At 68.0% G+C, this 24,673-nt stretch carries 27 protein-coding genes, 1 tRNA gene and 1 riboswitch; of the genes, 16 read left to right on the top strand and 12 right to left on the bottom strand.

Annotation, left to right across the window (positions count from 1 at the left end; translation table 11 throughout):
- Window positions 1–44: 44 nt before the first annotated feature.
- On the bottom strand, window positions 45–932 hold the full coding sequence (gene galU / locus ACIPV5_RS16520) for a UTP--glucose-1-phosphate uridylyltransferase GalU (RefSeq protein ID WP_400341947.1): 888 nt from the start codon (window positions 930–932) through the stop codon (window positions 45–47).
- Window positions 933–972: 40 nt separating this feature from the next.
- Here galU and ACIPV5_RS16515 point away from each other — a divergent pair, with 40 nt between their 5' ends.
- From ACIPV5_RS16515 to mscL, 3 genes are read left to right on the top strand one after another with little or no spacing between them, the layout of a single operon-like run.
- Complete coding sequence (locus tag ACIPV5_RS16515) at window positions 973–1,569, top strand: 5-formyltetrahydrofolate cyclo-ligase (protein WP_053097203.1); 597 nt, start codon at window positions 973–975, stop codon at window positions 1,567–1,569.
- Window positions 1,570–1,584: 15 nt separating this feature from the next.
- Entirely contained in the window at window positions 1,585–1,860 is a 276-nt protein-coding gene (locus ACIPV5_RS16510; protein ID WP_400341946.1) for an FmdB family zinc ribbon protein, read from the top strand.
- 25 nt (window positions 1,861–1,885) lie between these two features.
- On the top strand, window positions 1,886–2,311 hold the full coding sequence (gene mscL, locus ACIPV5_RS16505) for a large conductance mechanosensitive channel protein MscL (RefSeq protein WP_053097207.1): 426 nt from the start codon (window positions 1,886–1,888) through the stop codon (window positions 2,309–2,311).
- A gap of 83 nt (window positions 2,312–2,394) precedes the next feature.
- On the opposite strand, the gene ACIPV5_RS16500 is transcribed toward mscL, so the two are convergent.
- Window positions 2,395–2,589, bottom strand: coding sequence for a hypothetical protein (locus tag ACIPV5_RS16500; RefSeq protein ID WP_053097209.1), 195 nt, complete (start codon window positions 2,587–2,589; stop codon window positions 2,395–2,397).
- The gene (locus ACIPV5_RS16495; protein WP_400341944.1) at window positions 2,582–6,301 is read right to left on the bottom strand and encodes an AAA family ATPase; all 3,720 of its coding nucleotides are present in this window, start codon (window positions 6,299–6,301) and stop codon (window positions 2,582–2,584) included. Before ACIPV5_RS16495 ends, ACIPV5_RS16500 begins: the two co-directional genes overlap by 8 nt.
- Before the next feature lie 190 nt (window positions 6,302–6,491).
- Here ACIPV5_RS16495 and ACIPV5_RS16490 point away from each other — a divergent pair, with 190 nt between their 5' ends.
- The gene (locus ACIPV5_RS16490) at window positions 6,492–7,007 is read left to right on the top strand and encodes a methylated-DNA--[protein]-cysteine S-methyltransferase (RefSeq protein WP_400341942.1); all 516 of its coding nucleotides are present in this window, start codon (window positions 6,492–6,494) and stop codon (window positions 7,005–7,007) included.
- Window positions 7,008–7,066: 59 nt separating this feature from the next.
- On the opposite strand, the gene ACIPV5_RS16485 is transcribed toward ACIPV5_RS16490, so the two are convergent.
- Both ACIPV5_RS16485 and ACIPV5_RS16480 read right to left on the bottom strand, forming a co-directional pair.
- Entirely contained in the window at window positions 7,067–8,704 is a 1,638-nt protein-coding gene (locus ACIPV5_RS16485) for a cation acetate symporter (RefSeq protein WP_056279927.1), read from the bottom strand.
- Entirely contained in the window at window positions 8,701–9,048 is a 348-nt protein-coding gene (locus ACIPV5_RS16480; RefSeq protein WP_400341940.1) for a DUF485 domain-containing protein, read from the bottom strand. The genes ACIPV5_RS16485 and ACIPV5_RS16480 overlap by 4 nt, the downstream gene beginning before the upstream one ends.
- A gap of 110 nt (window positions 9,049–9,158) precedes the next feature.
- Here ACIPV5_RS16480 and ACIPV5_RS16475 point away from each other — a divergent pair, with 110 nt between their 5' ends.
- From ACIPV5_RS16475 to ACIPV5_RS16465, 3 genes are all read left to right on the top strand, one after another.
- On the top strand, window positions 9,159–10,016 hold the full coding sequence (locus tag ACIPV5_RS16475) for a LuxR C-terminal-related transcriptional regulator (RefSeq protein ID WP_053097217.1): 858 nt from the start codon (window positions 9,159–9,161) through the stop codon (window positions 10,014–10,016).
- 68 nt (window positions 10,017–10,084) lie between these two features.
- Window positions 10,085–10,152, top strand: a riboswitch (guanidine-III (ykkC-III) riboswitch).
- Between the two features lie 10 nt (window positions 10,153–10,162).
- The gene (locus tag ACIPV5_RS16470) at window positions 10,163–10,489 is read left to right on the top strand and encodes a DMT family transporter (RefSeq protein ID WP_400341938.1); all 327 of its coding nucleotides are present in this window, start codon (window positions 10,163–10,165) and stop codon (window positions 10,487–10,489) included.
- Between the two features lie 37 nt (window positions 10,490–10,526).
- Window positions 10,527–10,871: an Lsr2 family protein gene (locus ACIPV5_RS16465; RefSeq protein WP_053097221.1), complete on the top strand. Its 345-nt coding sequence runs from the start codon at window positions 10,527–10,529 to the stop codon at window positions 10,869–10,871.
- Window position 10,872: 1 nt separating this feature from the next.
- Here ACIPV5_RS16465 and ACIPV5_RS16460 read toward each other — a convergent pair whose 3' ends face one another.
- On the bottom strand, window positions 10,873–11,517 hold the full coding sequence (locus ACIPV5_RS16460; protein WP_400341936.1) for a MarR family winged helix-turn-helix transcriptional regulator: 645 nt from the start codon (window positions 11,515–11,517) through the stop codon (window positions 10,873–10,875).
- Between the two features lie 76 nt (window positions 11,518–11,593).
- On the opposite strand from ACIPV5_RS16460, the gene idi reads away from it, so the two are divergent.
- From idi to ACIPV5_RS16420, 8 genes are read left to right on the top strand one after another with little or no spacing between them, the layout of a single operon-like run.
- Window positions 11,594–12,115, top strand: a complete 522-nt coding sequence (gene idi, locus ACIPV5_RS16455) for an isopentenyl-diphosphate Delta-isomerase (RefSeq protein ID WP_400341934.1) — start codon at window positions 11,594–11,596, stop codon at window positions 12,113–12,115.
- Window positions 12,116–12,117: 2 nt separating this feature from the next.
- Window positions 12,118–13,209 (top strand): polyprenyl synthetase family protein, encoded by a 1,092-nt coding sequence (locus tag ACIPV5_RS16450; RefSeq protein ID WP_187250550.1) that lies wholly within the window; start codon window positions 12,118–12,120, stop codon window positions 13,207–13,209.
- A complete protein-coding gene (locus tag ACIPV5_RS16445) occupies window positions 13,206–14,111 on the top strand; it encodes a phytoene/squalene synthase family protein (protein ID WP_400341933.1) in 906 nt (301 codons plus the stop codon). Before ACIPV5_RS16450 ends, ACIPV5_RS16445 begins: the two co-directional genes overlap by 4 nt.
- Window positions 14,108–15,709: a phytoene desaturase family protein gene (gene crtI / locus ACIPV5_RS16440; RefSeq protein WP_400341931.1), complete on the top strand. Its 1,602-nt coding sequence runs from the start codon at window positions 14,108–14,110 to the stop codon at window positions 15,707–15,709. Before ACIPV5_RS16445 ends, crtI begins: the two co-directional genes overlap by 4 nt.
- Window positions 15,709–16,050 (top strand): lycopene cyclase domain-containing protein, encoded by a 342-nt coding sequence (locus tag ACIPV5_RS16435; RefSeq protein WP_295104009.1) that lies wholly within the window; start codon window positions 15,709–15,711, stop codon window positions 16,048–16,050. Before crtI ends, ACIPV5_RS16435 begins: the two co-directional genes overlap by 1 nt.
- Window positions 16,047–16,391, top strand: coding sequence for a lycopene cyclase domain-containing protein (locus tag ACIPV5_RS16430; protein ID WP_400341930.1), 345 nt, complete (start codon window positions 16,047–16,049; stop codon window positions 16,389–16,391). Before ACIPV5_RS16435 ends, ACIPV5_RS16430 begins: the two co-directional genes overlap by 4 nt.
- Window positions 16,388–17,275, top strand: coding sequence for a prenyltransferase (locus ACIPV5_RS16425; RefSeq protein WP_400341928.1), 888 nt, complete (start codon window positions 16,388–16,390; stop codon window positions 17,273–17,275). The genes ACIPV5_RS16430 and ACIPV5_RS16425 overlap by 4 nt, the downstream gene beginning before the upstream one ends.
- A gap of 37 nt (window positions 17,276–17,312) precedes the next feature.
- Window positions 17,313–19,499 (top strand): MMPL family transporter, encoded by a 2,187-nt coding sequence (locus ACIPV5_RS16420; protein WP_400341926.1) that lies wholly within the window; start codon window positions 17,313–17,315, stop codon window positions 19,497–19,499.
- Between the two features lie 4 nt (window positions 19,500–19,503).
- Here ACIPV5_RS16420 and ACIPV5_RS16415 read toward each other — a convergent pair.
- From ACIPV5_RS16415 to ACIPV5_RS16400, 4 genes are all read right to left on the bottom strand, one after another.
- Window positions 19,504–19,577: transfer RNA gene (locus ACIPV5_RS16415), tRNA-Arg, on the bottom strand.
- Between the two features lie 41 nt (window positions 19,578–19,618).
- The gene (locus ACIPV5_RS16410) at window positions 19,619–20,116 is read right to left on the bottom strand and encodes an HNH endonuclease (protein WP_053099198.1); all 498 of its coding nucleotides are present in this window, start codon (window positions 20,114–20,116) and stop codon (window positions 19,619–19,621) included.
- 329 nt (window positions 20,117–20,445) lie between these two features.
- The gene (locus ACIPV5_RS16405; protein ID WP_400341924.1) at window positions 20,446–21,165 is read right to left on the bottom strand and encodes a M23 family metallopeptidase; all 720 of its coding nucleotides are present in this window, start codon (window positions 21,163–21,165) and stop codon (window positions 20,446–20,448) included.
- Window positions 21,166–21,529: 364 nt separating this feature from the next.
- A complete protein-coding gene (locus ACIPV5_RS16400) occupies window positions 21,530–22,231 on the bottom strand; it encodes a metal-dependent transcriptional regulator (protein WP_053097237.1) in 702 nt (233 codons plus the stop codon).
- Window positions 22,232–22,330: 99 nt separating this feature from the next.
- Between ACIPV5_RS16400 and serC the strand changes: the two genes are divergently transcribed.
- Window positions 22,331–23,443, top strand: coding sequence for a phosphoserine transaminase (serC, locus tag ACIPV5_RS16395; protein ID WP_072591600.1), 1,113 nt, complete (start codon window positions 22,331–22,333; stop codon window positions 23,441–23,443).
- Window positions 23,444–23,513: 70 nt separating this feature from the next.
- Here serC and ACIPV5_RS16390 read toward each other — a convergent pair whose 3' ends face one another.
- Together ACIPV5_RS16390 and ACIPV5_RS16385 are read right to left on the bottom strand one after the other, a co-directional pair.
- Window positions 23,514–24,227 (bottom strand): DUF3027 domain-containing protein, encoded by a 714-nt coding sequence (locus tag ACIPV5_RS16390; protein WP_400341922.1) that lies wholly within the window; start codon window positions 24,225–24,227, stop codon window positions 23,514–23,516.
- Window positions 24,211–24,591: a cold-shock protein gene (locus ACIPV5_RS16385; protein WP_053097241.1), complete on the bottom strand. Its 381-nt coding sequence runs from the start codon at window positions 24,589–24,591 to the stop codon at window positions 24,211–24,213. The genes ACIPV5_RS16390 and ACIPV5_RS16385 overlap by 17 nt, the downstream gene beginning before the upstream one ends.
- Window positions 24,592–24,673 lie beyond the last annotated feature (82 nt).

Below are 24,673 nucleotides of genomic sequence, written 5' to 3'. Positions count from 1 at the left end.
CCGTCGCCTGATCCATCCGCGCGCTCCCGACGCCGCGTCGACGCCTAGAGGCGTTCCGCGAACTCCTTGAGCCACGGCCGCAGCTCGGGGCCGAGGTCGTCGCGGTCGGAGGCGAGCTGGACGATCGCCTTGATGTAGTCGACGCGGTCGCCGGTGTCGTACCGGCGTCCACGGAAGATGACGCCCACCACACCGGGGCCGTCGGCACTGGTGGCCAGCTCCTGCAGCGCGTCGGTCAGCTGGATCTCGCCGCCCTTGCCGGGTTCGGTGCGCTCGAGCACCTCGAAGATCGAGGCGGGCAGGACGTAACGGCCGATGATCGCCAGGTTCGACGGCGCGTCCTCGGGTGCGGGCTTCTCGACGAGGTCGGTGACGCGCACGGCATCCGATCCCTCGATCTCCTCGACGGCGGCGGCGCCGTACATGTGGATGCTCGCGGGGTCGACCTCCATGAGGGCGATCACCGCAGCGCCGCTGCGTTCGTGCTCGGCGATCATCTCGGTGAGCAGCTGGTCGCGCTCGTCGATGAGGTCGTCGCCGAGGAGCACGGCGAAGGAGCTGTCGCCGACGTGCGTGCGGGCACGCAGCACCGCGTGACCGAGTCCCTTGGGCTCACCCTGACGGACGAAGTGGATGTCGGCGAGGTCGCTCGAATGGATGACGCGCTCGAGACGCCCCGTGTCGCCCTTCTCCATCAGCTTGACCTCGAGCTCGGGGACCGAGTCGAAGTGGTTGGAGATCGCGTTCTTGTTGCGGCCGATGATGACGAGGATGTCATCGATCCCGGCGCTGGCGGCCTCTTCGACGACGTACTGGATCGCCGGCTTGTCGACGACCGGCAGCATCTCCTTCGGCATCGCCTTCGTCGCCGGCAGGAAACGCGTTCCCAGACCGGCAGCAGGAATGACAGCCTTCATCTTCCGTATACCCATCCACCCAGCCTAGTGGGGATGCCGCCGTAGACTCGGAGCCATGTCCCACGACGTAGAGCATGAGAAGCGCGCGCTTCGCGCCGAGCTCCGCGAACGCCGCCAGCTGCTGAGCGACTCGCAGCGGGAGGCCGCGGCATCCGCCATCACGCAGCGCCTCGATGAGCTGGTCGACGCGCTCGGCGCCCGGTCGATCTCATGCTTCCTCTCGACCACGACCGAGCCGGGCACCCGGGAGTTCGTCACCGGCGCGGTGCGCCGCGGCATCCGGGTCCTGCTTCCTGTGACACGGGCCGACGGCCTTCTCGACTGGGCCGTGGCGACCGATGACGACGACGTCGCGGAAGGCCTCTTCGGGCTTCCCGAGCCGACCGGCGAGGTGCTCGGTCCGATCGCCGTCAATGATGTCGACCTGATGGTGATCCCCGCCGCGGCCGTCGACCGCACCGGGATGCGCATGGGCTGGGGGCGCGGCTACTTCGACAAGACCATCGGTTCGATGGAGAAGTGCCCTCCGGTCTACGCAGTCATCTATGATTCCGAGGTACTCGACTTCCTGCCGAGGGAGGTTCACGACCAGCCGGTCACCGGCGTCGTGACTCCCACGCAGACCCTCCACCTGTCGCCCACGCGACGCTGACCCGCGAGGATCGCAATGCCCACCTATGCCTATGCCTGCCGTTCGTGCGGTCACGCCTTCGACGCCGTGCAGAGCTTCTCCGACGACGCCCTCACCGTCTGCCCCGAATGCGGCGACGAGCTGCGCAAGCAGTACGGATCCATCGGCGTGACCTTCAACGGATCCGGCTTCTATCGCACCGACTCGCGAGCGGGCTCCGGCTCTTCCGCATCCGCCCCGGCATCATCGAAGGCGGAGCCGGCCAAGACCACGACCCCGGCCCCCGCGTCGACCAGCACCTCTTCTTCCTGACCCCATCGACTCCCCGGAGGCATCCATGCTCAAAGGTTTCAAGGACTTCATCCTCCGCGGCAACGTGATCGACCTCGCGGTCGCGGTCGTCATCGGCACCGCGTTCACGGCGATCGTCACCGCCGTGGTGAACAGCATCATCACCCCGCTCGTCTCGCTGTTCTTCAAGGCGGATGCGACGGGCAACTTCGGACCGCAGGTGCAGAGCATCTACGGAGATACCGTCACGTTCCCCATCGGCGATCTCATCTCGGCGATCATCAGCTTCCTCTCGGTCGCTCTGGTGGTGTACTTCGTCTTCGTGCTGCCGATGAACACGTTCAAGGCCCACGTCGAAGCTCGCAAGGGCACCGCGGCCGAGCAGCCGGAAGAAGAGCCGGCGGCCGCCACCGAGGCGGAGCTGCTCGTCGAGATCCGCGACCTGCTCGCCGGTAACAAGCCGCGCAGCTGACTCGCAGTCCGCACCGCGAAGCGCACGGTCCGATTCGGGCCGTGCGCTTCGTCGTCTCCCGAACACGCCTGAGCCGCCGGTGCTCAGTAGTGCGGGGGCACGTCCTGCATCAGGCGGTCGTCGTTGGGCCCCTTCGGGCCCGTCGTCCGCTGAGGTTCCCGGACGACCCGATCCGGGTCCGTGTCGGTGCCCGGCACGGGAGTCAGCCGGGCACGCCGCGATCCGGCGACCCGCACGACCTTCTGCCGCGGGGCACCGGAGTCCGGCTGATCAGTCATTCTGCGGGTCGGTGAGATCGATCGGCTGCGTGTCGTTGTCGGCTCGAGCCGCGGATGCCGAGATTCCCAAGACTCCCGCGATGCGCGTGGCCGCCGTGACGGGGTCGCTGTAGAGGTCGAAGGCGTGCACGCGCACGTAATGCCACCCGAGGCGGCGAAGCACGTTCGGGCGCAGCCGCAGGGCCTCGCGCAGTGACTCGCCACGAGACTCCGGGTCGGACTCGATGACGACGGCCTTGCCGTTGTGCTGTGCGACGAGCGGCAGCAGACCGCGGTAGTCGACGTCGACCGCTGCGCCGAGACGGCGAAGCTCTCGTGCGAGGGCGAGCGTCAGCGGGTCGGCGAGATCCTCCAGGCGTGCGTCGCGTCCTCGGGTGGCGAGGCCGCCGAGGATCGACATCAGGGTGGCGGCGCCGAACTCGAGGCGGCCGTCGTCGAACGACGAGGGGCGGATCGACGAGACGATCACCATGGACCGGCGGGCGCGGGTCATCCCGACCGTCAGCAGCCGCTCGCCATCCGGCGTGGACAGGTCGCCGAAGTCGCTGAGCACTCGGCCGTGCTTGGTCAGGCCGTAGCCGAGTGAGAAGATCACCCGGTCGCGGCTCTCAGCCACGGACTCCTCGAGGGTGAGCACCGCGAAGGGCTCGGCCGTGTCGCGACCGACGAAGTCGGCGACGTCGGAGCGCCCGGCGAATGCCGAGGTGACGGCGGCCCTCACGCGCTCGGCGTGACGCCTGCTCGCGGTGACCACCATGAGCGACTCGTCCGGGCGATGCACGGCGTGCTCCACGACCAGCGTGACGACGCGTGCGACCTCTGCCTCGGGGCTCTCCACCGCACCCGACACGGGGTCGGGTGCGCCGGTGCCGCCTTCGACGTAGTCGACGGTGAGGCTGCCGCGACCCAGGTACGAGCCCGCCCAGGGCAGCGAGACGATCTCGCCGCCGTAGAACGCGTCGTTGATGAGCTCTGCGAGGTCCTCGCCGCCCGCGCGGTAGCTGCGCGTGAGGGTCATCACGGGAAGCAGCTCGGACAGGCGCTCGAACACCGACACGGAGTCGAAGGGCACCTCGTGCTCCCATTCGGGGCCGGGGTCCACGGCGACGTGGAACGCTGTCGGAAGCTGGGTGACCGGGTCGCCGAATGCGACGACCTGACGGGCACGGCGGATCGCCGGGGCCGCTTCGGCGAGGTTGATCGCGGCCGCATCGACGAGGAGCACCGTGTCGAACTCGACGGAGTCGGGGATCTGCGGCACGAGGTAGGGAGACGAGATCCAGACCGGCGCGAGCACGCCGACGAGGGTGGGCGCGGAGCTCACGATCTCGGCTGTCGTCGTCGCCGGCTGCTTCAGTGCACGCCTCAGGTTCTGCGACTCCTGCGGCTCATCGACGATGGCGATCTTCCACTGGTTCGCGAGCTGCCAGGCGAGCAACGGACCGGCCATCGCGGCGTGCGCCTCGTCGACGAGACGGAAGTCCCGCTCGAGCCGGTCGACCACCGCCGTGTTCGCACCGAGCAGCGCTCGATCCTCCTGCAGAGCCCGTTCCAGCAGTGTCTGCCACCAGGCGAACTCCAGCTCGTCACCCACACGCGACTCGGCGACGTGGCGAACGGACAGCTCCGCGAGCAGCGGCTCGAGACCGAGGTCGGCCAGCCTATCGCGCAGCTGCGCGCGCTCCACGAGGTTGTCGAAGACGTCGGACTTCGCCGCGAGACCGGCGAGAGTGCGCACGAGGCGGGCGACGGGGAGCGTCGACAGCGGTTCCCTGCGGCCGAGCGCGACATCGAGCTCGGCGAGCTCAGCCGTGACGCGCTGCCACGAGGAGTGGACGTCGGCGAGCCCGAGTGGAACCTCGGGCGCAACCCCGGCTTCCACGAACCGCTGCCACTGGGTGCGCTGCGCCTGGATGCGCAGCAGCGACTCGTGCATCTCGGTGACATGGACGCCCGGGCGCACGTACTCCTTGGCGAGGCGACGCAGCCGACGCCGGTTCGCCCCGGACATCGCGGGCGCGTCGCGGCGCGATCCGTGAGCCTGGATGAGCTCGCCCAGCGGACGCTCGAAGACGGTGGGGCTGAACCGGTCGAGAGAGTCGCGGATGCCCTGCAGCAGCCGCAGGTACTCACCGAGCTCGTCGATCGTCGAGAACGGGCGCATATGCGTCTGGGCGATGAGGGCATACCCGCGCTCGAGGAGGGCCGGCACGCTGTCGGAGTGCAGACGCGCTGCCAGCTGGTGCGCCGACTTCGCAGCCTCGGTGCTCGAGAACGTGACTCCGTACCAGGGCGAGTCGTCGGGTCCGAAGCGGAACTCGCCGAGGCGCGCGGCCTGCGCGAGCGCCGCTGCCGCCGACGTGCGATCGTCAGCGAGACGGCGGAGGGTCTCGGCGCTGAGTCGCGCCGTGGTCGACGGCGGGGTGGGCAGGGAGGCGAGCCTCGTGAGATGCCTGGTGGCGTCGAGCACCGACGAGTTCGTCCCCGCGACCGGAGCGGTGAGAGCGCTGCGATAATCCCTGAGCACCGTGCGGAGACGCACGAGAGCGTCATCGACGTCGCTGACCTTCGGAGCCGTCGCCTTCTCGTTCCGGCCGATCGCGCGGACGAGGTCCCGACGCACGTTCGCGGGCGATACCGCCAGGCTGTCGAGGCCGATGCCCGCAAGACGGTGCCGCACGCCGTCGAGGGTCGACCGTCGCGCCGAGACGACGAGCACCCTCTTGCCGGCCCGCACGAGTTCGCCGAGCGCGTTGATCACGGTCTGTGTGCCGCCTGTGCCGGGGAGCGTCGCGACGGTCAGCGAATGTCCGGCGGCGATCCTGGCGAGGAGCGCCTCCTGCTCGGCATCCGCATCGAGCAGCAGATTGTCGGATGCCGGCGCCCGGTCGTCCGGTCCGGTGTGGTGCGGCGCGGGTCGGCGGGCCGAGACCTGCTCGCGGTCACCGACGTGACCGGCCAGAGCGTTGAGCACGACGTGGTCCAGACTCCCGCCGTCGCGGGACATGGCACCGCCGACATCGGCGAAGGTCGAGACCACGAGCCGCGGCAGCACCGTGAAGGTGTCGATCGACCGCGTCGTGGCCCGAAGGCTGTCGATCACGGGCTGCGGCTTGAAGATCCCGCCGTCGTAGGCGAGGGAGGCGAGAGCCGCGGCGTCGATCGTGATGCCGAAGTGCTCACGCGCGATGCGCACGAGCTCGGGGTTCACCTCGAACGCGCCCTGCAGCTTGAGTTCGAAGTCGGAGTGGTGCCGACGGATGGCGAGGGGGCGAAGCAGCACGGGCGCCGAGAAATCCGCCCCGCCGATGCGCCAGCCGGCGACGCCGACTGCGAGGTGCACCGCCTCGATGCCGCGAACGGTGCGCAGCTCGGTGTTCTTCGCGGTGATCCGCTCGGCGGCGAGCCTCGCAGTGCGCAGACCGACCTCGTCGCGGTAGAGGTTCGACAGCAGGGTCGATTTGCCGGTGATGAACTGGGGAAGACTGCCGGGGTGGGCCTTCGAGATGTCGATGCTGGATTCGACCGTGTCGCGGAAGTTCACGAGCGGCGATGAACCGCCGAGGTCAGCAGCTTCCGCACGCAGCCGAGTGCGCTCGGCCTCTGCCGCATGCGCGATGCCGATACCGGAGACCGGCTCGTGCGATTCGCCGAGGGTCACTGCGGCATCGGTCGCTGCGTCATCCGCAGCCTTGCCTTCACGTCGCCACACACCTCACACACTAAGCGCGCCTCGCCCCGCAGGCGGTATCCCGGGCGGGTTTCACCGTATTTCCGCCCGCTCGAGGGCGGAGCGACGACCCTGCGGACTGCTTCTGCACCCGAGCGACGAGTCGGTGCGGTCTCCCCCGGTCGCGCTCGTGGGGACACTGCCGCGCCCCCGCTCCGGTCAGTATGGAGGCATGACCTTCCGCTATGACTTCGCACCGACTCCGTTCGGCGACGCCCTCGCGGTGTTCTCCGACGAGGGGCTCGTCCGATTCGACCTCTCGGAGTCGAATGATCCATCGGTTCCCTGGCTCCTCGAGAACGTCGCGAGCCAGCTCCGGGCCGTCCCGGAACCCGACCCCGGTGCGGCAGACGAGGTCACCGAACTCCTCGACGCGTACTTCGGTGGATCGCCGGTGCGATTCCACGATCACCTGGCGCTCGACTGGCGCCTCATCGACGGGTTCGCGCGCACGGCGCTGCAGACCATCACCACCATCGAATGGGGAGAGACGATCAGCTACGGGGACGTCGCGGTGCTGGCCGGGCGCCCCGGTGCCGCGCGGGCCGTCGGCACCGCCTGCCGTCTCAGTCCCTTCTCCATCGTCGTCCCCGTCCACCGCGTGGTGCGGTCGGATGGCACGACGGGTCAGTACGGCGCGCATCCCGAGCGCAAGAGGTTCCTTCTCGACCTCGAGTCGCACGGCTGACCGCACACGGGGACCCCGACGAGTAGGCCGTCGGGGTCCCCGTTCGCGTCATCGGCCGCTCAGTGGTCGACGGCCTTCTCGGCCCCGAAACCGGTGAGCGAGCGCACTTCCATCTCGGCCGCCAGGAGCGGCGACTCCTTGGTCCGGCTCGTGACCGTCCCGAGCCAGCCGAGGAAGAAGCCGAGCGGGATCGACACGATTCCCGGATTGTTCATCGGCCACAGCACGATGTCGATCCCGGGGATCATCGAGGTCGGCGACCCGGAGAACACCGGCGACAGGATGATCAGGATGATCGCCGCGGCGAGGCCGCCGTACATGCTCCAGACCGCACCGCGGGTGTTGAACCGTCGCCAGAACAGCGAGTAGAGGATCGTCGGCAGATTCGCCGAGGCGGCGACCGCGAACGCGAGCGCCACCAGGAAGGCGATGTTCTGCCCCTGCGCACCGATGCCACCGACGATCGCGAGGATGCCGATCACGACCACCGTTCGGCGTGCGACGCGCACCTCGCCGTTGGGATCCGGCTCGACGGGGTTTCCGGCCGAGTCCTTCTTCCCCTTCTGGATCACGTTCGCATAGATGTCGTGCGCGAACGAGGCTGCTGCCGTGATCGTGAGTCCGGCCACCACCGCGAGGATGGTCGCGAAGGCGACGGCCGAGATGAACCCGAGGAGGACCGGCCCGCCGAGATACAGGGCGAGCAGCGGCGCCGCCGAGTTCGGCCCGCCGGGTGCCGCCGCGATCACGTCCGCGCCGACGAGCGCGCCTGCTCCGTAGCCGAGCACCAGCGTCAGCAGGTAGAAGCCGCCGATCAGCCAGATCGCCCACACCACCGAACGACGAGCCTCCTTGGCGGTGGGGACCGTGTAGAAGCGCATCAGCACGTGCGGGAGCCCCGCCGTTCCGAGCACGAGAGCCATGCCGAGAGAGACGAAGTCCCAGGGGTTCGCTCCGTACTGCAGTCCCGGCGCGAGGATCGCGTCGCCCTTGTCGGAATTCGCCACAGCCGCCTCGAGCAGCGTGTTGAGGCTGAATCCGTTGATCGCCAGCACCCAGATCGTCATCGCGATCGCACCGCCGATGAGCAGGAACGCCTTGACGATCTGCACCCAGGTCGTGCCCTTCATGCCGCCGATGAGGACGTAGACGATCATCAGCACGCCGACGACGGCGATCACGATCGACTGACCGAGTCGGCCGTCGATTCCGAGCAGCAGGGAGACCAGCCCGCCGGCTCCCGCCATCTGCGCGAGCAGGTAGAAGAAGCACACTGCGAGCGTGGTGATCGCGGCCGCCATGCGCACTGGCCGCTGCTTCAGTCGGAACGACAGGACGTCGGCCATCGTGAACTTGCCGGTGTTGCGCATCAGCTCGGCGACGAGAAGCAGTGCGACGAGCCAGGCGACGAGGAATCCGATCGAATACAGGAATCCGTCGTAGCCGTTGATCGCGATCGCACCGCAGATTCCGAGGAAGGATGCCGCAGACAGATAGTCGCCGGCGATCGCGAAACCGTTCTGCGGCCCCGTGAACGAGCGGCCCGCGGCGTAGTAGTCCGCCGCCGTCTTGTTGTTCCGGCTCGCACGGATGACGATGAACAGTGTCACCGCCACGAAGGCGACGAAGATCGAGATGTTGAGAACAGGATTGCTCTCCACCGCGATCTCCCCCGCGGCGGCGTGAATGCGGTTCATGCGTCAGCCTGCGCCTTCTCGAGCTCTTCGCGGATCTCGGTCGCTATCGGATCGAGTCTCCGGTTCGCGAATGCGACGTACCCCATCGTGATCGCGAAGGTGGTGACGAATTGTCCCAACCCCATGAGTAGCCCGACGGTGATATCTCCCCACACTCTCTGCGACATGAATTCGGTCGCGAAGGCGGCGAGCAGGACGTAGACGAAATACCAGATGAGGAAGAATGCCGCGAGCGGGAAGATGAATGAGCGCTGCGTCTTCTTCAGTTCGCGGAATCGTGGTGATTCCTCGACAGCGATGTAGTCGATCGCTCCCGGCGAATCTGCCGTCGAATGGTCGGTCATGGGGCCTCCTTGCCTCATGTTCTGCGGCTCGCCCCGCATTGCCAGGCGAATGATAGGGTCGACGCTACGAAACGGGGACACAGCGCCGTCACCCCCGAAAGTAGGTAGTCGTGAGCACATCGACCGAGATGGAATCAGAGACCGAGCTCGTCGCCAGAGCAGTGCGCGAGCTCGCGCAGCGCACCCGGTTCCCGGTCGCCTTCGGCGGCCTGATCGACGAGGGCGTGGTCAGCGTCACCAGCATCGTCGGAAACCGCACGCACAGCCTCGACGGGTTGCGCGTCAGACCCGAACGCGGTCTCGGCGGACGGGCGATGATGGAGCTGCGCCCTCGCATGACGAGCGACTACGGGTCATCGCAGCAGATCACGCACGACTACGACGTGTTCGTGCTCGGCGAGGGCCTCAGGACTCTGCTGGCCCTGCCGATCGTCGTGAGCGGCCGTCCCCGAGGAGTCCTGTACGCGGGGGCCTGGGACCGGACACCCGTCGGCGGCGTGACCACGGCGCCGGCGATGCAGGTCGCACAGTCCGTCGCAGAGGAGCTCCGAGTTCGCGACGAGGTGGAACGTCGCCTTCGCTCGGTCACGCCGTCGTCCGCATCCGTCCCCCCGCGCCATCGCGAAGAGCTGCGGGAGAGCTTCGCCGAGCTTCGCAGCATCGCGGCATCCGTCGATGATGCGGATCTTCGGGCGCGCATCGCACAGGTGGAGCAGCGCCTCGTGATGCTCGCGGACGACGCGGTCTCCACCGGCACCGGGCCGATCCCGACGGTTCATCTCTCCCGCCGCGAGACCGATGTGCTCGCCTGCGCCGCCCTCGGCGCGACGAATGCGGAGATCGGCGGGCAGCTCGGCCTTCGCGAGGGCACCGTCAAGGCGTATCTCGGCACGGCGATGTCCAAGCTCGACGCCTCGACCCGCCACGCCGCCGTGGCCAAGGCGCGGCGGGCCGGGCTGCTCCCCTGAGTCACGCGCGCGGCACTCCGCGGCACCGCGCTGCACAGGCCCTGCCCAGCGCTCACGGCTATCGTGGATACTGGTCGGTGAACCCCGGCCCCGGACGAGGCAGACCAGTACCCGGTGAGCGAAAAGACTGGTCCGAAAGGACCGTCATGTCGTGGATCGTGCTTATCGTCTCCGGAGTCCTCGAAGCTGTATGGGCGACTGCGCTCGGCAAATCCGAGGGATTCACCAAGCTGTGGCCGAGCATCATATTCGCGGGCGGTCTGATCCTCTCGATGCTCGGGCTCGCATTCGCCATGCGTGATATCGCCACCGGCACCGCCTATGCGGTGTGGGTCGGCATCGGCGCGACTCTGACAGTGGTGTGGGCGATGATCACCGGCGACAGCGACATCTCCTGGCCGCGGATTCTGCTGCTCCTCGGCCTCGTCGGCTGCATCATCGGCCTGAAATTGATCGACCCTGGTCACGAATAGCACTGCGGGCTCGGATATTCGGCAGTACTGTATTCCCATGGCAAGAAGAATTGTGCACCAGCTGGTTGACGACATCGACGGAAGCATCCTGGAAGTGGGCGAAGGCGAAACGGTCCATTTCTCGCTGAATGGCACTTCTTACGAGATCGATCTGAATTCCGCGCACGCCGAAGAACTGCGCGCGGCATTGGAACCGTATATCTCGGCTGGAAGACGGGCCGGCTCGGCGGCCTCGTCGCGGTCAGCAGCACCCCGGAAGCGCGCGGGTCGCAATCCCGAGGTCGCGGCGATCCGCGCCTGGGCGAACGACAACGGCTACACGCTCTCAGAGCGGGGCCGCATTCCCGCCCCGGTCGTCGAGGCGTACAACGCCGCGCACTGACTCAGTCTGAGGTCGCGACTCCGGGTTGAGCCCACGGCTCATCCCGGAGCGTGATCTCCTGGGCCATGTCGGACAGGAACCGGATGACGACGTCACGCTCGTCCGGAGTGAGTCGCGCCGCCGAGTAGAAGCGCTTGGCCTGCTGACGACCCACCGTCTCCATGGCCGCCTGCCGCGTCTCCGGCGTGATGGTGATCGCGAGAGCGCGCCGGTCCGTCGGATGCGGCGCCCGCCGGATATGTCCGCCCTTCTCGAGGCGGTCGAGCAGCTTCGTCGTCGACGCCGTCGATATGCCGAGGTGCGTCGCGATCCCCCCGGGAGTGGCCGTGGCCCCGCGGTTCGCGCACACGATCAGGTAGTGCAGTGCGCGCATGTCCGTGTCGTTCAGGCGCATGTAGCGCCGTGAGGCGAGTGACAGCTTCTGCTCCGCGTCGCGGAGCTCAGCGAGGGCGCCCATGACGAGCGCGATCTGGCGCAGGTCCTCGGGGTCGACACCTGATCGATCGATCAGAGTGCTCCGCGGATCCGCCGACTCGACGTCGTAGATCGCCGCGTGCGCGAGGCCATCCGGAGAGATCGGGTCCTTGCGAGACAGCACATCGGACGCACCGCTTCCGCGGGGGGTGGCGTCCGGTCCGTCGTGCATGCCATCATGCTACACACGATTGTTTCGTGTTATGTTGATTATTAGCTAAGCTAGCGAAAATCGAGGAGGTTCCCCGTTGGATGAGGTCACCCTCCTCTCTGCAGACGGAGTCGCGATAGGCGTGTTCGCGAAAGACGCGGTACACACCACCGATACTCCTCTTCACCTGGCCTTCTCCTGCCATGTCTTCGACCGGCAGGGGCGTCTCCTCGTCACGCGGCGAGCGCTGACGAAGCGCACCTGGCCCGGCGTCTGGACCAACAGCTTCTGCGGTCACCCCCGCCCGGGTGAGGACATGACACAGGCAGTGCATCGACGCGCGCAGGACGAGCTCGGACTCCGTGTCACCGACATCTCCCTGGTGCTGCCTGACTACCGCTATCGCGCGGTCGACGCGAGCGGGATCGTCGAGAACGAGATCTGCCCCGTGCACGTCGCCATCGCAGACGGCCCCCTCTCCCCCGATCCCGACGAGGTCGCCGAGTGGGCCTGGGTCGATCCGGCCGAGTTCGCCGACGCCGTCATCGGCGCCCCCTTCGCGTACAGTCCCTGGCTCGTGGAGCAGCTGCCCCGGCTGCGCGACCTCGGGGTGGTGTGATCATGACCGCGACCGTGACGCAGACCGCGCCGCGAGAGGACATGAGCACCCGTGTCGAAGAGGTGCTCCGACAGCGCTTCGCCATTCACTGCGAGAACGCCGAGGTGTACGGAGCCGAGTTCGCCGCCCTCTGGCGCGCGACCGCCGACCACGCTCTCGGCGGCAAGCTCGTGCGCCCGCGGCTGCTGCTCGACATCCACCGCGCGCTCGTCCCGACCGCAGGCGAGGACGCGATGATCGGGGCCGTCGACATAGCGACCCATATCGAGCTCCTTCACTATGCCTTCCTCCTTCACGACGACGTCATCGACGGAGACCTGACCCGCCGCAAGCGACCCAACCTGATCGGGCAGCTCGCCGCCGGCACACCCGGCGCCTCCGAGCAGGACGCGCTGCACTGGGCCAGGTCCAGCGCGATCCTGATGGGCGATCTGATGCTCTCGGCCGCGATCATGGGCTTCGCCCGGGCGGATGTGCCGGCGCACACACGAGGACGCCTCCTCGACCTGGTCGAGCAGACGATCCTCGAGACGGTGGCCGGCGAGCACACCGACGTCGCATTGAGCCACGGGATCATCGCCTCCGACGTCGACACCGTCCTGTCGATGAGCGTCTACAAGACGGCCACCTATTCGTTCTCGCTCCCGCTGCGCGCCGCGGCGCTCCTCGCCGACTCCTCCACCTCGGCCGAGGAGACGCTGCAGGCCGTCGGCCGCCACCTGGGTCTCGCCTACCAGCTTCAGGACGACCTGCTCTGCGTCTTCGGCGACCACCGGACACACGGCAAGGACCCCTTCTCCGACCTGAGAGAGGGCAAGGAGACGGCCATCATCGCCTTCGCGCGGTCGACGAGCGCCTGGCACGACATCGAACCGCGGTTCGGTTCGGCGGACCTCAGCCTACAGGACGCCACCTCGATGCGCGATCTGCTGCGCGAGTGCGGAGCGGAGCGATTCGTGATCGGCCTCATCGGCGATCAACTCGACGCGGTCTACGCCCTGCTGTCCGAGGCCGAGCTCGCCGGCGAGATCAGCTCGGATGCCGCACGGTCGATCCTCGTCTCCACCTCCCGCCTCGAAGGGCGTCACGCATGACCCCGAACCCTCACGACGCATCGGGTGCGAGTCTGGGGCGGTTCAACCGCGCCGCCGACACCGCATCCACCGAGGTCATCCGCACATATTCGACATCCTTCGGACTCGCGACGCGCCTGCTCGGCGAGAGACACCGTCAGCACGTGCGCAACATCTACGCGATGGTGCGCATCGCGGACGAGATCGTCGACGGAGTCGCCGCCCAGGCGGGGCTCGACGAGTCGGCGCAGAGCGGAGCGCTCGCGTCGTACGTCTCGGAGACGCACCGGGCGATGCGCGTGGGGTACAGCACGGACCTCGTCCTGCACGCCTTCGCGCGAACGGCGAGGGAGTGCGGGATCGGCGAAGATCTCACGCAGCCGTTCTTCGACTCGATGGCCGCCGACATCGCTGCGGAGTCGCACTTCACGTCCTACGACGCGGCGGCTCATGAGCGCTACGTCTACGGCTCTGCCGAGGTGGTCGGCTTGATGTGCCTGCGCGTCTTCCTGCGGGACGAGCGGCGCACCGACAGAGAGCTCGAGACCCTGACGCACGGAGCACGGCAGCTCGGTGCGGCATTTCAGAACGTGAACTTCCTGCGCGACCTCGCGGATGACACGGATCGACTGCAGCGCGGTTACCTCGGCGACGGCGGCCGCCTCACCGACGGCGATCGGGACGAGTGGGTGCGCACGATCACGGCGCAGCTCGATGATGCGGCGCGCACGATCCCGCTGCTGCCCAAGGACTCTCGCGCCGCGGTCCGCAGCGCACTCGCGCTGTTCGCCGCTCTCACGCGCCGGGTCGCGAAGACTCCGGCCTCGAGTCTCTACGAGCAGCGGGTGCGCGTACCCGATCCGGTGAAGGCGATGCTGGCCGCGCGCTCGGTGCTCGTGACCGCGATGGAGCGGAGCCGATGAGCCGGGTAGCGGTCATCGGCGCAGGCGTCGCCGGTCTCGCCGTCGCCGGGCTGCTCGCCCGTGACGGCCACGATGTGACCGTCTATGAGAAGAACGGCCGTGTCGGTGGTCGTGCAGGCACCATCGAGCGCGACGGCTTCCGCTTCGACTCCGGGCCCTCGTGGTACCTCATGCCCGAGGTGTTCGATCACTTCTTCGAGATGATGGGCACCTCGACCCAGGAGCAGCTCGATCTGACCCTCCTCGATCCCGGGTATCGCGTATTCCGGGCGCCCCTCGCGGACGGGCGCACGGCGCCGTCCGTCACGGTTCCCACCGGTCGTGACGCGGTCTCGCGCCTCTTCGAGTCACGCGAGCCCGGCGCCGCACAGGCCCTGGATGCCTACCTCGACTCGGCGCACGACGCCCGCGTGATGGCCGAGCGCTATTTCCTCTACAACCCGTTCACGAGGGTGCGCACGCTGATGACACCGGAGGTGCTGCGCGCACTCCCCCGTCTCTTCAGCCTGCTGGGCACACGCCTGCAGTCATTCGCCGCGCGGCGTTTCCGTGACCCGGTCATCCGGCAGCTGCTCGGGTACCCCGCCGTGTTCCTCGGCACGGACCCCCGCACCGCACCGGCGATGTACCACCTCATGAGCGCTCTCGACCTCGATGAGGGCGTCAGCTACCCCCAGGGCGGATTCTGGCGCGTCGTCGAGCGCATCGCGGAGCTCGCGGAGGCGGCCGGAGCCGAGATCGTGCTGGATGCCGATGTCACGGCGATCAGCACCGGCGTCCGGTCGGGTGCTCCGACCGTCACGGGCATCGAGTGGCGCGACGCCGACGGAATCGCGCACCGGGCCGAGGCGGACATCGTGGTGTCCGGCGCCGATCTCCACCACACCGAGACGGCGCTGCTGCCGCCGCACCTGCGCACCTACCCCGATTCCTGGTGGCAGCAGCGCACGAGCGGTCCCGGCGCCGTGCTGGTGATGCTCGGCATCCGTGGTTCCGTGCCCGAGCTGCCGCATCATTCCCTGTTCTTCACGGAGGACTGGGATGCGAACTTCGACGCGATCTTCGGCGACGACCCTGAGATCCCCTCGCCCGCCTCGATCTATGTCTGCCGCCCGAGCGCGACCGACCGCACCGTGGCCCCCGAGGGCCACGAGAACCTCTTCGTGCTCGTGCCGATCCCCGCCGACACGGCGTTGGGAGCGGGCGGCTCCGACGGTGCAGGCTCCGCCGCGATCGAGGAGGCCGCGGATGCGGCGATCGACCAGATCGCGAGCTGGGCCGGCATCCACGACCTGCGTGAGCGCATCGTGGTGCGCGAGACCAAGGGCCCCGCGGACTTCCTCGAGGACTACAACTCGTGGCGCGGCGGGATGCTGGGGCCGGCGCACATCCTGTCCCAGAGCGCGATGTTCCGTGCTCAGAACGAGTCGCGCCAGGTGTCGGGCCTGTACTACGCGGGTGCCACGACCGCGCCGGGCGTGGGGGTGCCGATGTGCCTCATCAGCGCGGAGATCGTTCTCAAGCGCATCCGCGGCGACCATTCCAGCGGCCCTCTCGATGTCACGGCCCCGACAGGGTCCACCCGCGGGGAATCCTGATGGGCTTCCTGTACCTCGCGCTCCTGCTCATCACGCTCGGCTGCATGCTGCTGCTCGACCGGCGGTTCCGGCTCTTCTTCTGGAGCGACGCGGTGACCGCGGCGATCGTCACGGCGATCGGATTCGCCTTCTTCCTCGCGTGGGACGTCGCCGGCATCGTCGGAGGGATCTTCTTCCGGGGCGAGGCCGCCGTCGCGACGGGGATCGTCCTCGCCCCCGAGCTCCCCATCGAAGAGCCTGTCTTCCTGCTCTTCCTCGTCGTCTGCACCATGGTCGTCTACACCGGGGCTGTGCGGATCCTCACCCGACTGCGCCGACGCCCGGTGGAGGTCGCATCGTGACCTACATCGAGCTCTCCGTATGGTTCGTCGGCGTCGCCGTCGTGGCGGCCGCCGTTCTCTCCGTGGTCGCTGGTCGGAACAGAGCCCATCTCGGCGCGATCGCCGCGACCGTCGTCGTGCTCTTCCTCCTCACCGCCGTCTTCGACACCGTCATGATCGCCACCGGACTGTTCCACTACTCCCCCGATCACCTCCTCGGGGTGCACATCGGTCTCGCACCGCTCGAGGACTTCGCCTATCCGCTCGCAGGGGCCGTGCTGCTGCCGACCCTGTGGGCAGCGCTGCGCGCACGTCGACGCGCGCGCGCCGGCCTCCGAGGCGCCGAGGAGGATCCCTCGTGAGCTCCTCGACCCGCGGATCCACCGGTCGCGACGCCCGGCAGATCGTCCTCTCCTCCCGCCCCATCAGCTGGATCAACACGGCATTCCCCTTCGCGGCCGCCTACCTCCTCAGCACGCGCGAGATCGACCTGACGCTGATCATCGGCACCCTCTACTTCCTCGTGCCGTACAACCTGGCCATGTACGGCATCAACGACGTGTTCGATTACGCGTCCGACCTCGCCAACCCGCGCAAGGGCGGGATCGAGGGCGCACTTCTCGCCCCCCGCATACACCGCGCGACCCTGTGGGCGGCGGTCGTGACGAACGTCCCGTTCCTGGTCTACCTCGTGGCGGTCGGGAATCCCGCATCCTGGCTCTGGCTCACGATCAGCGTGTTCGCGGTGATCGCCTACTCCGCACCCGGGCTCCGGTTCAAAGAGCGGCCGTTCCTGGATTCGACGACCTCGAGCCTGCACTTCGTCACTCCGGCGATCGTGGGGCTGACCCTTGCCGAGGGCGCCGTCACCTCGACAGCGGTCATCGTGCTTCTCGCGTTCTTCCTGTGGGGCATGGCCGCGCACGCCTTCGGAGCGGTGCAGGACATCGCGCCCGACCGCGAAGGGGGCATCGGCTCGATCGCGACCGTGATCGGAGCACGGGCGACCGTACGGCTGTCGATCGCGCTGTGGGCACTCGCCGGCATCGCCATGCTGTTCACGTCCTGGCCGGCACCCTTGGGCGCCGCACTCGCGCTGCCGTACATCGTCAACGCCGCACCCTGGTGGAACGTCACCGACGACACATCGGCGGGGACCAACCGCGCGTGGCGGCGCTTCATCTTCCTCAACTACTTCGCCGGGTTCCTCGCGACGATGATCCTCATCCTCGCCTGGGTCTCCTGACGCACCCCGATCCCCTGCACCTTCCGAGAGGAATCTGATGTCCACCCCTGAGCACGCGCCCACCCCGCCGACCCGAGAGCGCACGCGTCGGCACTCCTGGGCGCGCGTCTTCATCCCCGTCGCCCTCATCCTCATCTGGCTGGTGGGCGCAGGGCTCGGCGGCCCGCTGTTCGGCAAGGTCGACGAGGTCTCATCGAACGATCAGACGAGCTACCTGCCTGAGTCGGCCGATGCGACGCAGGTGCAGAAGCTCCTCGGCGAGTTCAACGACAGCGATGCCATTCCGGCGATCGCGGTGTTCGTCGCCGATGACGAGCTGTCGGAGTCAGACCTCCAGACCATCTCGGATGCGGTGGCCGACGCGCCCTCCGTCGAGGGCGTGAGCGAAGACGTCTCTCCCGCTCTGCCGTCGGACGACGGCAAGGCCGTCCAGGCGTTCATCCCGATCGAGGGCGACGCGGAACTCGCCGACGCGATCGATGCACTCGGCACTCAGCTGCGGGATGCCGCGCCTGACGGCGTCACCGTCTACATCACGGGTCCTGCAGGATTCAGCGCCGACCTCGTCGCCGGGTTCGCCGGCATCGACGGCCTCCTCCTGGGCGTGGCCCTACTCGCGGTGCTCGTCATCCTCGTGCTGGTCTACCGCTCGTTCCTGCTGCCGATCGTCGTGCTCTCGACGAGCCTCTTCGCACTCTGTGTCGCGCTCCTCGTGGTCTGGTGGCTGGCGAAGTTCGAGGTGCTGCTGCTCAGCGGCCAGACCCAGGGCATCCTCTTCATCCTGGTCATCGGAGCGGCCACCGACTATGCGCTGCTCTTCGTAGCGCGGTTCCGCGAAGAGCTGCGCGTCACCCGAGACAAGGGGGCCGCCGTGCTGGCGGCCTGGAAAGGCTCCTTCGAGCCGATCGTGGCCTCCGGCGGAACCGTCATCGCCGGACTGCTCTGCCTGTTGCTCAGCGACCTCAAGTCGAACAGCACCCTCGGTCCGGTGGCCGCCATCGGCATCGTGTTCGCGATGCTCGCCGCGCTCACACTGCTGCCGGCGCTCCTGCTGCTGTTCGGCCGCGCGGTGTTCTGGCCCCGTCGCCCGAAGTTCGAGCCCGAGGTCGTCGCCGACGAGCACGGCATGCGCAAGACGGGCCTGTGGGCGCGGCTCGCGAACCTCATCACCCGCCGCCCGCGCGTCATCTGGATCGTGACGACCCTGGTGCTGCTCGCCGGTGCTTCGGGCGTCCTGCAGCTGAACGCCGTCGGCGTGCCCCAGTCCGATCTCGTGCTCGGCGCGTCCGAGGCGCGCGACGGTCAGGTGGCTCTGGGCGAGCACTTCCCCGGCGGCTCCGGCAGTCCCGTGTACGTGGTCGTCGCGGAGGATGAGCTGCAGGATGCCGCCGACGTGCTGCTGGCCGACGATGGAATCGACGGGGTCTCAGTGACGGCCGCTGACTCGCCGAGCGGTTCGGTGCCGGTGACGGAAGACGGTCTGGTCGCCGTCGGCCCTCCCGGGACCCCGGTGCCCGAGCCCACCGTCGTCGACGGAGACGTTCTTCTTCAGGGCACTCTGACCGACGCGGCCGACTCTGACGCGGCTGCCGCGACGGTGCGGGACCTGCGCACCCAGCTGGACGAGCTCGATGCTCTGGTCGGCGGAGTGACGGCGACCGCGATCGACACGAACGACGCCTCGATCCATGACCGCAACCTGATCATCCCGGTCGTCCTGGTCGTGATCATGCTGATCCTGATGCTGCTGCTGCGGTCGATCCTCGCGCCGGTGCTGCTCATCATCACCACGGTGCTGTCGTTCGGCACGGCGATGGGCGTCTCGGCACTGGTCTTCAACGGAGTGTTCGACTTCCCCGGTGCCGATCCTGCGGTTCCGCTCTACGGATTCGTGTTCCTCGTGGCACTCGGCATCGACTACAACATCTTCCTGATGACGAGGGTGCGCGAGGAGTCGCTCGAGCACGGCACACGCGAAGGCGTGCTTCGCGGCCTCTCGATCACCGGCGGCGTGATCACGTCCGCGGGTCTCGTACTCGCAGCGACCTTCGCCGCCCTGTCGGTGATCCCGATCCTGTTCCTCGCGCAGCTCGCGTTCATCGTCGCGTTCGGAGTGCTGCTCGACACCTTCGTGGTGCGCTCGCTGCTCGTGCCGGCACTCGCCTACGACCTGGGTCGAGTGATCTGGTGGCCGTCGAAGCTGTGGCGCAACGGCCGTGACTGAGATGTGCCCTCGACTGGATTCGAACCAGCGACCTGCCCTTTAGGAGAGGGCTGCTCTATCCTGCTGAGCTACGGGGGCGAGGATTCCATTCTAGAGGAAGCCTCGCCCCCGCCTTCCGTTCACGCGGCGAGGGCCAGGTACGGCTCCCATCGCGGGTCGCTCCGCTCCGTGCCGCGGACCGTCCACGCCGTCCCGTGCGGAGGACGAGGCGCGAACCTCAGTTCCCAGCGCATCTCCTGCGGCGTGCGGTCGCTCTTGGTGTTGTTGCAGCGCAGGCAGCACGCGACGAGGTTCTCCCACGAATCAGCCCCTCCGCGCGAACGCGGCATCACGTGGTCGATGGTCGAGGCGGCCTTGCCGCAGTAGCCGCAGCGGTGGTTGTCACGGCGGAGGACGCCCCGCCGTGTGACCGGGACCCGTCTGCTGATCGGAATGCGCACATACCGCGAGAGGACGATGACGGCAGGACGGTCGTAGACGCCGTGACTGCCCCAGACGGGGTCGTCCTCGACACGTTCGATGACCGTTGCCTTGTCGTTCATGACCAGGACCAGGGCTCTCTTGAACGACACGATCGCGAGCGGTTCGTATCCTGCGTTCAGTACAAGTGTGCGCATCGTCATCCTCTCGATCCGCCGGGACGGCTTCCCGGCACTCTCGACTCACACGAAGCCGCACAGGACGGAAGCGTTCGCGGGGATGAAAAAAGGCGCTGTCTACAGACAGCGCCTCATGCGCACGGCAAGACCGTGGCGTCCCTGCGGACGATGCAGAAGGACGTGACGACCGAGGGCATCCATGGTTCGGATGTTCGGTATTCGCTCCATCAGCTTCTCCCGACTATGCGACAACGGGTTCAGGCTAACCCATCAGCAGCACAGGAGGGTCAAACTGCGGGTGAACGCACGAAGGCGTGTCCGCGAGGGAAAGATGAAGGTGCGAGCGATCAGCCCGCGTTGGCGCCGAGCCAGGCGATCGGCTCCATGAGGCCGCCGTTGACCCAGACCTCGAAGTGCAGGTGGTTGGCTGTCGAGCGTCCGGTGCTGCCGACGAAGCCGATGAGCTGTCCGGCGGCGACGGTCTGCCCCGCCTGGACCTGACGCGAACCGTAGATCATGTGACCATAGGTCGTCTGCACGCGCTGACCGCCCACGACGCTGTCGAGCATGACGGCGACGCCGTATCCACCGATGCTCTCGGCAGAGGCACGGACGACGCCCGCAGCCGCAGCGTAGATCGGGGTGCCGGCCGGGGCGAGCATGTCGGCGCCCTGGTGAGCGCCGCCGACGGTGCGGCTGACGTTGTAGGAACCCTGGGGAAGCGGGTACCGGACCTCGCCGGAACCGGGCGACGCCAGCGCGTAGCGACCGATGTCGAAGCTGGTGTTCGACGCAGAGGCGACGGAGGCTGCAGCAGCGGCCGCGCGGGCCTTCGCGGCCTCTTCGGCCTTCTTCTTCTCGATCTCGTCCGGAGTCGTGGCACTGAAGGTACCGCGACTCAGCGGAGCGGCGGTCGCGTCGGACGCGACGACCAGAGACTGGGCGTCGACAGCAGCGAGCTGTTGGACGGTCGCCGCGGTCTCTGCCGGCTTCGATGCGGCGTAGGCGGGAAGAGCGACAGCAGCGACGAGAGCACCGACGGCCCCGAAGATGGCGATCGAACGCAAGGGCTTAACGACCTTGCGAGCGTCGACGCGGCTGCGAGAGCTGCGGGCGACTGCTCGATCTTCAGTTGTCTTCTCGGGCGATTCGATGTCTTTGGCCAAAACTTAGTCCTCCTGCGCCTGCACGCTCGGGAAGCGCTGGCTCGTCGGCACTCTGCTCTCGTGGCACGTATGTAGCTCGGGTACGTTGTGCGGTCTGACCGGGAGGTCGACGAGCCTGGAAGGCGAATCCTCTCGGGTGTCGTCAGCGGGCTTCTTCGACGACTCGTCCGAGGTTACCGGAAGATAACGATCCTGTCACCCTGCGAACCTGGCAATCCTCGGAGAGGCGGAATCACGCGGATGTCGGGCCCTTCAGCCTCGAAGTTCAGGCGGGCTCGCCGACCAGGAAGATGTGCGAGGCGAGTTCGACGGGGAGCTCCAGACCGTCTTCCTTGCCCTCCATCTGGATGAGCACGTAGCCCTCGTTGAAGCGATAGTCGCCCTTCGCACCGGGAACCACGCCGGCGTCTCGCAGCTGCTCGAGCAGCTCCGGGTCGACCTGAGCGGGCTCGGCGAGACGGCGCACGGTGCCATCGATCGGAGCGCCGGCGGCGTTCAGCTTCTGCACGAGCCCGATGACGCCCTCGTCGAACGTGCGCGCAGGCGCGTCGCCGAGCTGGTCGAGGCCCGGGATCGGGTTGCCGTACGGGGACTCGGTGGGGTGGCCGAGCAGCTCGACGAGACGACGCTCGACCTGCTCGCTCATCACGTGCTCCCAGCGGCACGCCTCTTCGTGGACGAACGCCCAGTCGAGGCCGATCACGTCGGAGAGGAGGCGCTCGGCGAGGCGGTGCTTGCGCATGACGTTGACCGCCTTGCGGCGGCCGGCGTCGGTGAGTTCGAGGGTGCGGTCTTCGGAGACGACGACGAGGCCGTCGCGCTCCATGCGCCCGACCGTCTGCGAGACCGTCGGACCCGAGTGGCCGAGCCGCTCGGAGATACGCGCACGCAGCGGCACGATGTTCTCCTCCTCGAGTTCGAGGATGGTGCGGAGGTACATCTCCGTGGTGTCGATCAAGTCCGTCATGTGGCCCTCCGGGTCTTCTTAGGCAAGCCTACATTCCCGCGCGGACATCAGGGCGTCATGCGGTGAAGGCACCGGGGGCCCACGCCGTAGAATCAACGCATGGCGATCGAGATTCCCCGTGACCTCCTGCCCGCTGACGGCCGCTTCGGCTGCGGTCCCTCGAAGGTGCGCACCGAGCAGCTCGATGCGCTGCTCGCCGCAGGTCCGACGTTGCTCGGCACCTCGCACCGACAGGCACCCGTCAAGAACCTGGTGGGCAGCGTCCGCGAGCAGCTCGCAGCACTCTTCCGCCTTCCCGAGGGATACGAGATCATCGTCGGCAACGGCGGCTCGACGGCGTTCTGGGACGCCGCCGCCTTCGGCCTGATCGAGCGCCGCAGCCAGAATCTGGTGTTCGGGGAGTTCGGCGGCAAGTTCGCCGCCGCCGCTGCCGCACCGTGGCTCGAGGCGCCGGATGTGCGCAAGTCCGAGCCGGGCTCGCGCACCGCCGCAGAGATCGTCGACGGCATCGACGTCTACGCCTGGCCGCACAACGAGACGTCGACCGGCGTCTCGGCACCCATTGAACGCGTGGTCGCCGACGGCGCTCTGACCGTCATCGACGCGACCAGCGCGGCCGGTGGCATCGACTTCGACGCCTCTCAGGCGGACGTCTACTACTTCGCGCCGCAGAAGAACCTCGGCTCCGACGGGGGCCTGTGGTTCGCCGCGGTGTCGCCCGCCGCCGTCGACCGCATCGAGCGCATCGCCGCTTCGGGTCGGTACATCCCGGAGTTCCTCAGCTTGAAGAACGCCGTCGACAACTCGCGACTCAACCAGACGCTGAACACTCCCGCGCTGACGACGCTGCACCTGCTCGACAGCCAGCTCAGCTGGATCCTGTCGAACGGCGGCCTCGCCTGGGCCGGCGCCCGCACGGCGGAGTCGTCCGGCATCCTCTACGACTGGGCGGCGGCTTCCACGGTGGCGACCCCGTTCGTCACGGACGCGGCGCACCGGTCACCGGTCGTCGTGACCATCGACTTCGACGACAGCATCGATGCGGCGGCGGTCGCCAAGACCCTGCGCGCCAACGGCATCGTCGACACCGAGCCGTACCGCAAGCTCGGTCGCAACCAGCTGCGCGTCGCGACCTTCGTCTCGATCGAACCGGACGACATCCGACAGCTCACCCGCTCTCTCGACTACGTCCTCGGGCAGCAGGGCGCCTGACACCCACCGACGAAGATGAAAAGGGGCCGCGTGCGAACGCGGCCCCTTTTCTCATTCGTCCCGTGGACGATCATTCCTCGTCGTCGGAGTCCTCGTCGTCGTCGGAGTCGTCGGAGTCGTCATCCTCGTCGTCGGAGTCGTCATCCTCGTCGGAGACGTCGTCCTCGTCGTCATCCGACTCGTCCTCGTCGTCGTCGTCCGCGTCGTCGTCGTCCGCGGCGGCGGAGTCGTCGAGCTCGTCGATGTCGACTCCGTCGAGGTCACCGGCGTGCAGCTCTCGCGGCTCCGCGGCCAGTTCGTCCTCATCGATGTCGTCATCGTCGTCGTCATCATCGTCGTCGAGTTCATCGTCGTCATCGTCGTCGAGGTCATCGCCGTCGAGATCGTCATCGGAGTCGTCGTCCTCGACCGATGCGGCATCCTCGTCGTCCGCGGCGGCCGCGGCCGCCTGCTCCGCGAGCTCCACCTGGTGGGCGCGGTACTCGGCGAGGCGTTCAGCCCACGGCACCCATTCGGGTGCGAGCAGGGCGCCGTCGCCCGGCAGCAGCTCGAGTTCGAGCACCGTCGGCTCCTCGTCATCGACGCGAGCGACCGTGACGGTCCAGAACCAGCCGGGGTATCCGGGGAGCCGGTTCTCGAAGCGCAACGAGACCGAGCCGTCCTCCTCGGGGAGATAGTCGGCTGCGGGTCCGACGGTCGACGCCGGAGTGATCTCGTGCAGGGCGGCGAGCGCGAGATCGTGAGCGTCGATCAGACGCTGGTCCGCCTCAGGCTTCGAGGTCATCGGCTACCTTGCGCAGAACTGCCGCGATCTTGCGGCCTTGTGCAGACGAGGGGTAGCGGCCGCGACGCAGGTCGCCGCCCATTCCGTCGAGGAGCTTCACGAGATCCTCGACGATGATCGCCATGTCGTCCGCGGGCTTGCGCTTCGCCTTCGCGAGGCTCGGCGGCGCTTCGAGCACCCGGACGGACAGCGCCTGGAGGCCGCGCTTGCCGTCGGCGACACCGAACTCCACGCGTGCACCCGCCTTCACAGCGGCGCCGGCCGGCAGAGCGGAGGCGTGCAGGAAGACGTCCTGGCCGTCATCGGCGGCGATGAAGCCGAAACCCTTGTCTTCGTCGTAGAACCTGACCTTGCCGGTGGGCATGGAAGAAACCTCGCTGAGTCGGTGTGGAGCTGGATGGGACGCACGTGTGCGGCCACCCCCAGCCTACCGGTCGCCGGGCACG

The sequence above is a fragment of the Microbacterium sp. NPDC090014 genome, assembly GCF_044748285.1.
In the GTDB taxonomy this organism is placed as follows: domain Bacteria; phylum Actinomycetota; class Actinomycetes; order Actinomycetales; family Microbacteriaceae; genus Microbacterium.
The sequence above is the reverse complement of the archived record's forward strand: the minus strand, read 5'-3'. Positions and strand labels throughout refer to the sequence as shown.

Bases quoted from the DNA above. Each gene is read 5' to 3' on its own strand.
- ACIPV5_RS16420 (WP_400341926.1), top strand. From the start codon at position 17,313: ATGTCCACCCCTGAGCACGCGCCCACCCCGCCGACCCGAGAGCGCACG.
- ACIPV5_RS16490 (WP_400341942.1), top strand. From the start codon at position 6,492: ATGACCTTCCGCTATGACTTCGCACCGACTCCGTTCGGCGACGCCCTC.
- crtI (WP_400341931.1), top strand. From the start codon at position 14,108: ATGAGCCGGGTAGCGGTCATCGGCGCAGGCGTCGCCGGTCTCGCCGTC.
- ACIPV5_RS16400 (WP_053097237.1), bottom strand. From the start codon at position 22,231: ATGACGGACTTGATCGACACCACGGAGATGTACCTCCGCACCATCCTC.
- ACIPV5_RS16385 (WP_053097241.1), bottom strand. From the start codon at position 24,591: ATGCCCACCGGCAAGGTCAGGTTCTACGACGAAGACAAGGGTTTCGGC.
- ACIPV5_RS16470 (WP_400341938.1), top strand. From the start codon at position 10,163: ATGTCGTGGATCGTGCTTATCGTCTCCGGAGTCCTCGAAGCTGTATGG.
- mscL (WP_053097207.1), top strand. From the start codon at position 1,886: ATGCTCAAAGGTTTCAAGGACTTCATCCTCCGCGGCAACGTGATCGAC.
- ACIPV5_RS16480 (WP_400341940.1), bottom strand. From the start codon at position 9,048: ATGACCGACCATTCGACGGCAGATTCGCCGGGAGCGATCGACTACATC.
- ACIPV5_RS16500 (WP_053097209.1), bottom strand. From the start codon at position 2,589: ATGACTGATCAGCCGGACTCCGGTGCCCCGCGGCAGAAGGTCGTGCGG.
- ACIPV5_RS16485 (WP_056279927.1), bottom strand. From the start codon at position 8,704: ATGAACCGCATTCACGCCGCCGCGGGGGAGATCGCGGTGGAGAGCAAT.
- galU (WP_400341947.1), bottom strand. From the start codon at position 932: ATGGGTATACGGAAGATGAAGGCTGTCATTCCTGCTGCCGGTCTGGGA.
- ACIPV5_RS16445 (WP_400341933.1), top strand. From the start codon at position 13,206: ATGACCCCGAACCCTCACGACGCATCGGGTGCGAGTCTGGGGCGGTTC.
- ACIPV5_RS16510 (WP_400341946.1), top strand. From the start codon at position 1,585: ATGCCCACCTATGCCTATGCCTGCCGTTCGTGCGGTCACGCCTTCGAC.
- ACIPV5_RS16515 (WP_053097203.1), top strand. From the start codon at position 973: ATGTCCCACGACGTAGAGCATGAGAAGCGCGCGCTTCGCGCCGAGCTC.
- ACIPV5_RS16410 (WP_053099198.1), bottom strand. From the start codon at position 20,116: ATGCGCACACTTGTACTGAACGCAGGATACGAACCGCTCGCGATCGTG.
- serC (WP_072591600.1), top strand. From the start codon at position 22,331: ATGGCGATCGAGATTCCCCGTGACCTCCTGCCCGCTGACGGCCGCTTC.
- ACIPV5_RS16465 (WP_053097221.1), top strand. From the start codon at position 10,527: ATGGCAAGAAGAATTGTGCACCAGCTGGTTGACGACATCGACGGAAGC.
- ACIPV5_RS16390 (WP_400341922.1), bottom strand. From the start codon at position 24,227: ATGACCTCGAAGCCTGAGGCGGACCAGCGTCTGATCGACGCTCACGAT.
- ACIPV5_RS16450 (WP_187250550.1), top strand. From the start codon at position 12,118: ATGACCGCGACCGTGACGCAGACCGCGCCGCGAGAGGACATGAGCACC.
- ACIPV5_RS16435 (WP_295104009.1), top strand. From the start codon at position 15,709: ATGGGCTTCCTGTACCTCGCGCTCCTGCTCATCACGCTCGGCTGCATG.
- ACIPV5_RS16460 (WP_400341936.1), bottom strand. From the start codon at position 11,517: ATGCACGACGGACCGGACGCCACCCCCCGCGGAAGCGGTGCGTCCGAT.